Source organism: Bacillus sp. N447-1 (assembly GCF_022701035.1).
Taxonomy (GTDB): Bacteria; Bacillota; Bacilli; order Bacillales; family Bacillaceae_G; genus Bacillus_A; species Bacillus_A cereus.
Map to the genome: position 1 here is coordinate 2,918,378 of NZ_CP065509.1, position 11,623 is coordinate 2,930,000.

Sequence of the window (11,623 nt, forward strand, 5' to 3'; positions counted from 1 at the left end):
ATCTTTATTTAACAACAAAAAATTCATTTTGAAAAACGATTGATCAAAATAGAATCACTCTTTTTAACTAAGTATGAGATTTTTATAAAAAATTTTAATCAAAACTCACTTAGAATCTTTACTTGAAGGAATAAAGCTTCGCATCTTTTTGTGAACATCGTTAAACTAAGATAAATTTTGACCGTATCTGTAATTAATTGTAAAATATTATACATAGAAAGGTATTATAAAATAAATATAGAAGGGGTATGTTTTTAGTTTTAAAGGGGCTAAAGCACATCTATTTTATGTTTTGAAAGGGAGAATTGAAAAATCATATGAAGAATTTCAAAAAGAGTACAGGTAAAATTTTACTAGCATCTGGATTAGTAGTTTCTATGTCAGCTTGTAGTGTAACAAATTTATTTGGAGAAAAAGAAAAAACAAATGCTGAATCTGGTAAACAAGAAAGTAAAGAAACTAAGACAGAAGGTAAATCATCTGAAACAAAGGAAAAATCAACTAACTCAAAAGAAGAAAGTAAAGATGTTAAGATGATTATGGTTTTGCCTGAGGATTACCCACAACTTATGGTAGACATTGAAGAAGACTTATTAAGACGTCTAGATTACTATGATGCTTCTGTGAGGGATAATAAAAAGGGAAGTAAGTCAAATGAAGAGGTACGAGATAGTATTAAAGACTTAGATAAAGTATTTAATAAAATAGAGCGTATAGATGCACCAGGAAAATACAAGGAAGATCATAAGGAAATTGTAAAAGCTGTTCAAAAGTTAAAAGAATCTTTCAAAGAAGTATCGAAGTTATTTGATTACTCTAAAACACTTAAAGATACGGATGATGCAATCATAGATAAAGCAAACAATAAATTAGATGAAGCAAAACGCATTTGGAAACCTGTATTTAATAAGTTAAAAGCGGAAGCTAAGGGTGGTTCAACAACTACTTCTACAACAAGTGGTACTAGTTCTTCTAACTCACCGAGTTTATCTAGTGGTAATACAGTTAAAACATACAGTACCCAAGATAAAACTGGTATATTCAAAGGAAAAATTGATACACCAGACGAGGATTCCGCTAAGTTTAAGAATGTACAGAACAACTATAAAGACGGTACAGAGCTTGTAGGTAATTGGGGTATTGATTACGGAGACGGAGTCAAAACTACGTTAGTCCTAAAAGCAGATAAGACATTTGAAACATATGCAAATGGTTCTTATCCAAATAAAGATAATTACTTAACAGGAACATACCAAGCAGACGTTTCTTCCCATCAGTTAACGCTAATGGTGGAAAAAGGAACTCAAAATGGTCAAGAAGTGAAATTGGAAAGACCTATTTATTCATCATATGAGGTTAAAAATTTAGATGGTAAAGCGTTACAGATTTTCCACATAGACGAACAAGTAACAATTTGTTATGTAAAACAATAAATAACTAAAAAAACTCTGTAAAATGATTTTTACAGAGTTTTTTCTTAGTTTTAATTTATTTCAAACGTATAACTATACTTATTAACCTACCAATCTCCTACTCAACAGTAACAGACTTAGCTAAGTTACGTGGCTTATCAACGTCACACTCGCGGTGAAGTGCTGCGTAGTATGAGATAAGTTGTAATGGAATAACTGCTACTAGCGGTGCTAGCGCTTCGTGTACAGCTGGTAATACGAAGCTGTCTCCTTCCATTTCTAAGCCTTTCATTGAGATGATACATGGGTTAGCTCCGCGTGCTACTACCTCTTTCACGTTGCCGCGAATTCCAAGGTTTACGTGCTCTTGTGTAGCAAGTGCGATAACTGGTGTACCATTTTCGATTAAAGCGATTGTACCGTGTTTTAACTCTCCTCCAGCGAATCCTTCTGCTTGGATGTAAGAGATTTCTTTTAGTTTTAACGCACCTTCTAATCCTACGTAGAAGTCTACGCTACGTCCGATGAAGAAACAGTTACGCGTTGTCGCTAAAAATTGTTTTGCTAATGCGTCCATTTCTTCTTTTTGATCACAAAGTTCTATCATTGCATTTGCTACAAGTCCTAGTTCGTGTGTTAAATCGAAATCAAGAACTTCACCTTTTGCTTTAGCAATATCAGCCGCTAAAATTGAAAGTACTGCAAGCTGTGCTGTGTAAGCTTTCGTTGATGCAACTGCAATTTCTGGTCCAGCGTATAACGGAAGTGTATAATCAGCTTCACGAGAAAGCGTAGAACCAGGCACGTTTGTAATTGTTAATGCTTTATGGCCCATTTCATTTGTTTGCACAAGTACTGCACGGCTATCAGCTGTTTCACCACTTTGTGAAATGTAAATGAAGAATGGTCTTTCTGTTAATAATGGCATGTTGTAAGAGAATTCACTTGCCACGTGTACTTCAACTGGCATTTTTGCAAACTTCTCGATAAATTGTTTTCCAACAAGACCTGCATGATAACTCGTTCCACATGCAATGATGTAAATACGATCGCTATCTAAGATCGCATTGCGGATGTCTTGATTTAATTCAATTTCGCCATTTTCATCTTGATACTTTTGAATTATATTACGGATTACAAGTGGTTGCTCATCGATTTCTTTAAGCATGAAATGAGGATATGTTCCCTTTTCAATATCACTTGCGTCTAATTCCGCTGTAAACGGTGCACGTTCAATCGTTTCACCTTGTAAGTTTTTAATTGTAATACTTTCTTTCGTTACGATTACGATTTCTTTATCCATTAACTCAATAAATTGATCTGTAACTTGTAACATCGCCATAGCGTCGCTTGCCACAACATTAAAGTTGTCACCAACACCTACTAATAGCGGGCTTTTGTTTTTAGCAACATAAATCATGTTTGGATTTTCAGCATCAAGTAATCCGATTGCATAAGAGCCATGTAAAAGAGATAGCGTATTACGGAACGCTTCTTCTACACTTAATCCTGTGCTCACTTGTTGTTCCATAAGCTGTACGATAACCTCTGTATCTGTTTCACTTACGAACGTTACATCTTGTAAATATTCCTTTTTCACTAATTCATAGTTTTCAATTACACCGTTATGAACTAATGTAAAGCGTTTTGATGTACTTTGATGCGGATGCGCGTTTACTTTACTTGGAACACCGTGTGTAGCCCAGCGTGTGTGTCCGATACCCACGCTTGCTGCTACGTTCTCATCTACGATTTCACGAAGTTTTGCGATACGGCCTTTTTCTTTGTATACAACAACACCGTTCTCTGCTTGTACTGCAATACCTGCTGAATCATATCCACGATATTCTAACTTTTCTAAACCTTTTAATAAAATTTCCTTTGCATCTTGCTCTCCAATAAATCCTACGATTCCACACATGTTTAGTCGCCGTTACAAATGCTTACACTGCTCTGCGAACATGTAACGACATAGTCCGATACCATTTTTATTTATACTAAAAAACGGATTACATATTGCTAGCCCTGTAAGCTTGTAACGGCTTTCACCTTCCTCTCGATTGGGTTTAAGTCCGTATATACTTATACAGCTAGTTTTCATCCGTTCCTCTTCTCTCATCACACTTTCACCTTTGTCCACTAAGTCACCTTAATGATTTAAGTAAAAGCTTGCGGTTGTGATGAACAACCGGGAGTCATCCGCCGAAATCTCGATAAACCCCACCTCGTCAACTACACTATTTGTAGTTCTGGCGCTTTTATAATTTACAATATTTCCTTTGAGAAAAAGAACAAGACCATCTTATAACAAACATGGATAAACCGTCAATGAAATTTTTTTCATCGTCTATAAAACATATGAAAAAGGAGCACTTTTTGTGCTCCTTTTTCATATAAATTCAGCTAATTATTCAGCGCCAACTTCAGCTTTCACAACTTCTACAATGCGATGTACATATGCATCACAAACTTCTTGTGTTGGTGCTTCTGCCATTACACGAATAAGTGGCTCTGTTCCAGATGGACGAACAAGAATACGGCCATCACCGTTCATTTCTTCCTCTACAACACGAATAATTTCTTTAATTTTTTCATTTTCTAATGCTAATTTTTTATCTGTTACACGAACGTTTACTAACAATTGTGGGAATTTCGTCATTTCTCCTGCAAGCTCAGATAATGGCTTTTTCGTCATTTTCATGATGTTTACAAGTTGAAGTGCACTTAACATTCCATCACCAGTTGTAATGTAATCAAGTAAGATAATATGGCCTGATTGTTCTCCACCTAGGTTGTAACCTCCACGCTTCATTTCTTCCATTACGTAGCGGTCACCAACTGCTGTTTTATCACTTGTAATATTATTTGCTTCAAGTGCCTTGTAGAAACCTAAGTTACTCATAACAGTTGAAACAACTGTATTATGTTTTAATTGACCAGTTTCTTTCATATATTTCGCACAAATGAACATAATTTGATCACCGTCAACGATGTTTCCTTTTTCGTCTACAGCAATTAAACGGTCGCCATCGCCATCAAAAGCAAGTCCGATATCCGCACCTTTTTCTTTTACCAATTCAGCTAAGCCTTCTGGATGTGTAGATCCTACACCCTCATTAATATTCATACCGTTTGGAGAAGTTCCCATTGTTGAAATATCAGCTTCTAGGTCTGCAAATAAGTATGGAGCTAGAGAAGAAGTTGCACCATGTGCACAATCTAAAGCGATATGTAGGCCAGAGAAATCTTCTTCAACAGTTTGTTTAATGTACTGTAAATATTTTTGTCCACCTTCAAAGTAATCGCTCACTTGTCCAAGATTAGTACCTGTCGGACGTGGTAGTTCATCAACTTCTTTGTCTAATAAAGCTTCAATCTCAGCTTCTTGCTCATCTGTTAATTTAAAGCCGTCTGAACCAAAGAATTTAATACCGTTATCTTGTACTGGATTATGAGATGCAGAAATCATAACACCCGCTTGTGCATCTAGTGCTTTTGTTAAATAAGCAACGCCCGGTGTAGAAATAACGCCAAGGCGCATTACTTCTGCTCCAGTTGATAATAGACCTGCTACTAAAGCTCCTTCTAACATATGACCAGATACACGTGTATCACGACCGATAATTACTTTTGGACGATCTGTATCTTTTGTTAATACATAACCACCAAAACGTCCAATTTTGAAAGCTAATTCAGGTGTTAACTCCTTATTTGCAACTCCGCGTACTCCATCTGTACCAAAATATTTACCCATTATGATTCGCTCCTTTTTCTTGCTCTTTTTGATTATCTACTGTTGGTTCTTGACTCGTTTCTTTATCTTTATCTTGATTTTGATTTTGGTTTTGATTCTTTTCCTGTTCTTTTTCTGAATCAGGTTCAGGATTTTTTGGTTTCTCATTTTGATTTTCTTGATCCGTATTTGAATCCGGTTGTTGACCGTTACCCTGTACTTCTTTATCTGGTTTCTCTTTCTTCACAATAGTAACTTTAGCACTTTTTTGTTTTGGCTCTATTGAAATATTACCAGGACCGCTCACTTGAATGGAAATATCTTTCGTCCCTGAGGATACATTTTGCAGATTAATTACCGCTGTTATTTGAGCAGCTGTTATTTTATCTACTATACTTGCTTCTCCTGAAATATCAACACTTATCTTTCCATCTTGCGGCGAAAGTAGCTGAGCAGTAACATCTTTAGACAGTCCATTTTTCTGGATTGGGATACCATCAATCGTTTTTGTTTTCGTTTGTTTTGTTTTTTGCACTCCCACCGAAACCTTCACTTGATTCGGTTTTGCACTTGTTACACCCTTGGGTAATAAAACAGAGGCATCGAATGTTGTAGACTCTGTCAATTGACTAAGATCTACTTCGACCCCCTCTAGCGATTGTATATTATCCAAAATATCTTTTGGACCAGCTATCGTTACTTCTCTCGGTTCAACACTGATATTTGTAACCGCCAATCCTTCTGCTAAACTCCCCTTCTTCGTATACGTTACAGGAACAGTTTTTTCAGTATTATTGGCTGTAGTTTGCGTTGCCACATTCAACGTTACACTAATCTTAGATGGACTTGTTCTTACATTTAAACGTTTTCCTTCTTTATTGTATAATGTAACTTCGGGCGTTTTTGTAACAGTTTTATTAACACCTTTTAAATCAACATACGCTTTGGCAGAGGAAATGCTTTCAATTTCTTCTTTCGTCCCAACTACCTCAACAGTATCCGGTTTAAGGCTTGATTTTTCTAGAGTAGCCCCCGCTGGCATCTGATCCTCATTTGATAATTTCAGATCTACATGAACATATTTTCTCGCCTTTTCATGAAGAGTAACTTTAATTGTTGATGGCTGAACTGTTCCTTTCACATCATCTGGAAGCCCGTTCGTTTTTAAAGAAATCTCATAAGTTCCTTTTGGACTATCTCGCAAATCAACCGGTATGTCAAATTGTTTTTTTGCTTTTGCTGTAGCAACTGATGCTTTTGGGCCTTCTAATTTTACTTTAACGCCCTCTGCCGGAATACCACTTACAATATATTTCTCCTCATCATACTTAAGATTAATAGCATAATTAGTTAATGTTTCTTTCGTATCATTTGCAAAAGGTAATATACCTGATGTCGTATTTTTTTCAGTTAACGTCGCTGACATAAAAAGCATACACGCCAATAGTAATGAGATCCCTTTTAAAAACCAATGATTCTCCATTAACTTATCCATGACGCTTTCTCCTCCAATTCCATAAAGACGAAGAAGTCGTTTTTTCGTTTCCACTAAATTCAGCTAATAACATATCTTTCAGCTGTTCTGTCTTCAAATCACGATGCAACTTACCATTTTTCGTTAAAGAAATTTGACCAGTTTCTTCAGACACAACTACTGTAATACTATCAGTAACTTCACTAACTCCCATTGCAGCACGATGTCTAGTTCCTAATTCTTTAGAAATAAACGGACTTTCTGATAATGGAAGATAGCATGCTGCTGCTTTAATTGTACTTCCTTGCATAATTACCGCTCCGTCATGAAGAGGTGTATTTGGAATAAAAATATTAATAAGTAATTCCGATGATACGTTTGCATTAAGCGGAATACCCGTTTCCACATAATCACCCATACCGGTCTCTTTTGACAAAGTAATTAATGCACCAATTCTACGTTTCCCCATATATTCGGTTGCTTTTGCTATCGCTGTTGCAACCATTTCAGGTTCATCATCCTCATGCGTTCCAACACGCGAAAATAAACTCCCGCGCCCTAGCTGCTCAAGTGCTCTTCGCAATTCTGGCTGAAAGATAATAATAACGGCTAAAAATCCCCACGTTAATACTTGTTCAGTTAGCCAAGATAGCGTACGCAATTCAAGGAAAATACTGATCATCTTAACGACGATAATAACTGTAATCCCTTTTAAAAGTTGAACAGCTTTCGTCCCTCGGATTATAAGAATTAGCTTATATATAATAAACCATACAATGGCAATATCTAATGCCGTACTAAGATATTTCAAAATGGTCGTATCTTCAAAAGGCATGCTATCCCTTCCTCCTACTTACGAGCAATTCTATCCATATATTGAAATATTGTTTTATGCTCTATCTGTATGTATTTCCAACAACTAGTTAATTATACCATACATGAAACAAACGACAATTACAAACAACCCCCTTTAGCTCAAATTGGTAAGATGTCAAACATTTTTATTGTACAGTATAATATAAATCATTATTATACGCTTATTTTCAAATAAAAAAAGCAACTTCTCAGTTGCTTTTCTTACATTTATTTTAGTTTTTCACCGAATAAAGAACCCATTAAAGCAACTGCTGTTGTTGCCGTTCTATTTCTCTCATCTAAAATCGTATTTACCTCAACAAATTCAGCAGATGTGATAATATCAGCTTCTGCTAACATTTCCATCGCCAAATGACTTTCACGATAAGATAGACCGCCAATTACAGGCGTTCCAACACCTGGTGCATCATGAGGATCAAGACCATCTAAATCTAATGATAAGTGTACACCATCGGTATGAGATAAATATGCGATTGTTTCTTCCATCACAGCCGTCATCCCCATACGATCAATTTCATGCATTGAGAACACTTTAATACCTTCATTGCGAATGAAATCTTTTTCTCCTTCATCCAATGCACGCGCACCGATAATTACGACATTCTCTTTTTTCACCTTTGGATATGCTCCGTATAAATCTACAAGTGAAGAATGTCCATAACCTAAACTTGCTGCAAGTGACATACCATGAATATTTCCAGATGGTGAAGTTTCCTCTGTATTTAAATCACCGTGTGCATCATACCAAATAACGCCTAAGTTTTTATAATGTTTTGCTACACCAGCTAATGTACCGATAGCAATACTATGGTCACCACCTAATACAAGTGGAAAACGACCTTCTTCTATAATATGATCCACCTTACTTGCTAATTCATTACATACAGTTGCAACTTGTGTAAGGTTTCTTAATTTTGTATTTTCATCTATCTCTTTTTCTCTCTCTATACATATATCTCCCATATCTTTAACGTCATATCCAATTTCTTCAATTCTTTCAATTACCCCTGCATAACGGATCGCGCTCGGTCCCATATCAACTCCACGACGCATCTGTCCTAAATCCATTGGAACTCCAATAACTGAGATTTCTTTTTTCATAGATAGTATCCCCCTTTTATGCCTTCACTAAATATTTTAAATCTTTTATATAGTCTGACTCAACTCGACATTTTTCTGTATGGATATACAATTTATTCACTTATATTCACGTTGAAAACCAAATTTTAAGACTATTCTATGTATAAAGTTAACTTAATGAAACAATCGCAATCACTATTATTAAATAATAATAATAAAACACTCCTATATTTAGAAGTGTTTTTCTGATGCTATTTTCCATACTGTTGCAATATTCTTCGTTGTCATTTCAATATTTTCTTCTGCTACTTTATATGCTTCTTCTAGTGTCATCGGTCTCGTTGTGATACTAAATACCGCATCTATTCCTTTCTCGTACACAGCTGAACAATCAGATGATACAGACCCTCCAATAGCAATTACAGGCACAGAAAAACGTTTTGCACGCCCCGCAACACCCACAGGAGCCTTTCCATATGCAGTTTGTTTATCTATTCTACCTTCACCAGTTATAATAAGATGTGCATCTTCTATATGTTTATCGAAATTTGTATAATCTAATACAATTTCAATGCCCCTACGCAAGTCTCCCTTTAACACTGAAATAACAGCCGCTCCCATTCCTCCCGCTGCCCCTGCACCAGGTATTTCAGATACATCAAAAGATACATATCGTTTAAGCATATTCGCATAATGTTGTAAATTCTCATCTAGCTCTTTCATCATCTCGATATTTGCACCCTTTTGTCTCCCAAATACGAAAGATGCTCCCTGCATTCCGACTAATGGATTATCCACATCACATGCCGCTTCTATCTTTACCCCCTTTAAGCGTGGGTCCATTCGTGAAAAATCAATAGTAACAATCGAGTGTAATGTGCCTCCAGATGGATCTATTACTTCACCCTTACCATTTATAAACCTTACTCCTAAAGCCTCTAACATACCTGCCCCGCCATCATTTGTAGCACTTCCTCCAAGTCCTAAAATTATGTACTCCACTCCTTGATCTAGCGCATGTAATATAAGTTCTCCTGTTCCTTTTGTCGTTGTAATAAGTGGGTTGCGCTTTTCAACTGGAACGTGCTGTAATCCTGATGCTGCTGCCATTTCAATAAACGCTGTCTTTTTATCTTTAGAAATGCCATAAAAAGCTTGTATACCTTCTCTAAGCGGTCCTGTCACACTAATTGATATAATTCTCCCCCCTGTAGCATCAACAAGTGATTCAACCGTCCCTTCTCCTCCATCTCCAATTGGTATTTTCACATACTCTGCATTAGGAAAAATTGCTCTAAAACCTCTTTCAATAGCTCCACATACTTCTATAGCTTTTAGGCTTTCTTTATATGAATCAGATGCAATAACAACTTTCACAATTATCTCCCCATCCCTTATTTTTACGTTTTCTTCATTTTAAACGACAAGTATAAAAGTTGTCTTTTTAAACACAAAAAAAGCTTACATCGTATGATGTAAGCTTTTTTATTTAGATGGAGCCTAGCGGGATCGAACCGCTGACCTCCTGCGTGCAAGGCAGGCGCTCTCCCAGCTGAGCTAAGGCCCCTTATTAATTAAGCGGAAGACGGGATTCGAACCCGCGACCCCAACCTTGGCAAGGTTGTATTCTACCACTGAACTACTTCCGCAAAAATGATGAGCCATGAAGGACTCGAACCTTCGACCCTCTGATTAAAAGTCAGATGCTCTACCAACTGAGCTAATGGCTCGTAAATGGCTGGGCTAGCTGGATTCGAACCAGCGCATGACGGAGTCAAAGTCCGTTGCCTTACCGCTTGGCTATAGCCCATTAATATTTACTAGTATGGTTATCTTTTCAAAAAAATAAACCCTCTCAGGTTATTTTAAAGAAAATGGTGGAGGGGGGCAGATTCGAACTGCCGAACCCGAAGGAGCGGATTTACAGTCCGCCGCGTTTAGCCACTTCGCTACCCCTCCGACATTTTAAATATATATGGTGGAGGATGACGGGATCGAACCGCCGACCCCCTGCTTGTAAGGCAGGTGCTCTCCCAGCTGAGCTAATCCTCCAAAAGTGGTGACCCGTACGGGATTCGAACCCGTGTTACCGCCGTGAAAGGGCGGTGTCTTAACCACTTGACCAACGGGCCAAAAAAGTTTTAAACCTATTCCCAAGCTTCCAACCGGGCTTGAACCGGTGACCTCTTCCTTACCATGGAAGTGCTCTACCAGCTGAGCTATGGAAGCATAATGGCTCCGCAGGTAGGACTCGAACCTACGACCGATCGGTTAACAGCCGATAGCTCTACCACTGAGCTACTGCGGAATAATATTAGCCTGGCAACGTCCTACTCTCACAGGGACAAGGTCCCAACTACCATCGGCGCTAGAGAGCTTAACTTCCGTGTTCGGTATGGGAACGGGTGTGACCTCTCTGCCATCATTACCAGACTTTTATCATTATAAACATTTCTTTCGAAATGTCAAGAAGAAATTTTAATATATATTCCTTCAAAACTAGATAACATTTGCTACATATTATATGGTTAAGTCCTCGATCTATTAGTATTCGTCAGCTCCACATGTCACCATGCTTCCACCTCGAACCTATCAACCTGATCATCTTTCAGGGATCTTACTAGCTTACGCTATGGGAAATCTCATCTTGAGGGGGGCTTCATGCTTAGATGCTTTCAGCACTTATCCCTTCCGCACATAGCTACCCAGCTATGCCCTTGGCAGAACAACTGGTACACCAGCGGTGCGTCCATCCCGGTCCTCTCGTACTAAGGACAGCTCCTCTCAAATTTCCTACGCCCACGACGGATAGGGACCGAACTGTCTCACGACGTTCTGAACCCAGCTCGCGTACCGCTTTAATGGGCGAACAGCCCAACCCTTGGGACCGACTACAGCCCCAGGATGCGATGAGCCGACATCGAGGTGCCAAACCTCCCCGTCGATGTGGACTCTTGGGGGAGATAAGCCTGTTATCCCGGGTAGCTTTTATCCGTTGAGCGATGGCCCTTCCATGCGGAACCACCGGATCACTAAGCCCGACTTTCG

General features: G+C 38.0%; 8 protein-coding genes, 9 tRNA genes and 2 rRNA genes (1 of these 19 only partly in view). 1 reads left to right on the plus strand and 18 read right to left on the minus strand.

Going from position 1 to position 11,623, the window contains the following annotated elements:
• Positions 1 to 305: 305 nt before the first annotated feature.
• Positions 306 to 1,433, plus strand: a complete 1,128-nt coding sequence (locus tag IQ781_RS14655; RefSeq protein WP_011109777.1) for a DUF3994 domain-containing protein — start codon at positions 306 to 308, stop codon at positions 1,431 to 1,433.
• 97 nt (positions 1,434 to 1,530) lie between these two features.
• Here IQ781_RS14655 and glmS read toward each other — a convergent pair whose 3' ends face one another.
• The 18 genes from glmS to IQ781_RS14745 form a co-directional block, all read right to left on the minus strand.
• Positions 1,531 to 3,333, minus strand: a complete 1,803-nt coding sequence (gene glmS / locus IQ781_RS14660) for a glutamine--fructose-6-phosphate transaminase (isomerizing) (protein WP_000334163.1) — start codon at positions 3,331 to 3,333, stop codon at positions 1,531 to 1,533.
• 12 nt (positions 3,334 to 3,345) lie between these two features.
• Positions 3,346 to 3,531, minus strand: a complete 186-nt coding sequence (locus IQ781_RS14665) for a hypothetical protein (protein ID WP_001206405.1) — start codon at positions 3,529 to 3,531, stop codon at positions 3,346 to 3,348.
• Positions 3,532 to 3,819: 288 nt separating this feature from the next.
• Positions 3,820 to 5,166: a phosphoglucosamine mutase gene (gene glmM, locus IQ781_RS14670; RefSeq protein ID WP_000521476.1), complete on the minus strand. Its 1,347-nt coding sequence runs from the start codon at positions 5,164 to 5,166 to the stop codon at positions 3,820 to 3,822.
• Positions 5,159 to 6,640, minus strand: coding sequence for a CdaR family protein (locus IQ781_RS14675; protein ID WP_000359601.1), 1,482 nt, complete (start codon positions 6,638 to 6,640; stop codon positions 5,159 to 5,161). The genes glmM and IQ781_RS14675 overlap by 8 nt, the downstream gene beginning before the upstream one ends.
• The gene (gene cdaA / locus IQ781_RS14680) at positions 6,633 to 7,454 is read right to left on the minus strand and encodes a diadenylate cyclase CdaA (RefSeq protein ID WP_001115697.1); all 822 of its coding nucleotides are present in this window, start codon (positions 7,452 to 7,454) and stop codon (positions 6,633 to 6,635) included. Before cdaA ends, IQ781_RS14675 begins: the two co-directional genes overlap by 8 nt.
• A 248-nt stretch (positions 7,455 to 7,702) precedes the next feature.
• Complete coding sequence (gene rocF / locus IQ781_RS14685; RefSeq protein WP_000711563.1) at positions 7,703 to 8,596, minus strand: arginase; 894 nt, start codon at positions 8,594 to 8,596, stop codon at positions 7,703 to 7,705.
• A gap of 210 nt (positions 8,597 to 8,806) precedes the next feature.
• Entirely contained in the window at positions 8,807 to 9,952 is a 1,146-nt protein-coding gene (locus tag IQ781_RS14690) for a glycerate kinase (RefSeq protein WP_000869588.1), read from the minus strand.
• Positions 9,953 to 10,069: 117 nt separating this feature from the next.
• Positions 10,070 to 10,142: transfer RNA gene (locus tag IQ781_RS14695), tRNA-Ala, on the minus strand.
• A gap of 10 nt (positions 10,143 to 10,152) precedes the next feature.
• A tRNA-Gly gene (locus IQ781_RS14700) sits at positions 10,153 to 10,224 on the minus strand.
• Positions 10,225 to 10,232: 8 nt separating this feature from the next.
• A tRNA-Lys gene (locus IQ781_RS14705) sits at positions 10,233 to 10,305 on the minus strand.
• A 5-nt stretch (positions 10,306 to 10,310) separates the two neighbouring features.
• Positions 10,311 to 10,385: transfer RNA gene (locus IQ781_RS14710), tRNA-Gln, on the minus strand.
• Positions 10,386 to 10,450: 65 nt separating this feature from the next.
• A tRNA-Tyr gene (locus IQ781_RS14715) sits at positions 10,451 to 10,534 on the minus strand.
• Between the two features lie 17 nt (positions 10,535 to 10,551).
• Positions 10,552 to 10,627 (minus strand) — tRNA-Val (locus IQ781_RS14720).
• A gap of 5 nt (positions 10,628 to 10,632) precedes the next feature.
• Positions 10,633 to 10,707 (minus strand) — tRNA-Glu (locus IQ781_RS14725).
• Between the two features lie 24 nt (positions 10,708 to 10,731).
• Positions 10,732 to 10,804 (minus strand) — tRNA-Thr (locus IQ781_RS14730).
• A gap of 4 nt (positions 10,805 to 10,808) precedes the next feature.
• Positions 10,809 to 10,883, minus strand: a tRNA-Asn gene (locus IQ781_RS14735).
• A gap of 9 nt (positions 10,884 to 10,892) precedes the next feature.
• Positions 10,893 to 11,008: ribosomal RNA gene (rrf, locus tag IQ781_RS14740) — 5S ribosomal RNA — on the minus strand.
• A gap of 91 nt (positions 11,009 to 11,099) precedes the next feature.
• A 23S ribosomal RNA gene (locus IQ781_RS14745) occupies positions 11,100 to 11,623 on the minus strand (it continues 2,391 nt past the right edge of the window).

Bases quoted from the DNA above. Each gene is read 5' to 3' on its own strand.
- rocF (WP_000711563.1), bottom strand. From the start codon at position 8,596: ATGAAAAAAGAAATCTCAGTTATTGGAGTTCCAATGGATTTAGGACAG.
- glmM (WP_000521476.1), bottom strand. From the start codon at position 5,166: ATGGGTAAATATTTTGGTACAGATGGAGTACGCGGAGTTGCAAATAAG.
- IQ781_RS14665 (WP_001206405.1), bottom strand. From the start codon at position 3,531: ATGAGAGAAGAGGAACGGATGAAAACTAGCTGTATAAGTATATACGGA.
- glmS (WP_000334163.1), bottom strand. From the start codon at position 3,333: ATGTGTGGAATCGTAGGATTTATTGGAGAGCAAGATGCAAAGGAAATT.
- cdaA (WP_001115697.1), bottom strand. From the start codon at position 7,454: ATGCCTTTTGAAGATACGACCATTTTGAAATATCTTAGTACGGCATTA.
- IQ781_RS14675 (WP_000359601.1), bottom strand. From the start codon at position 6,640: ATGGATAAGTTAATGGAGAATCATTGGTTTTTAAAAGGGATCTCATTA.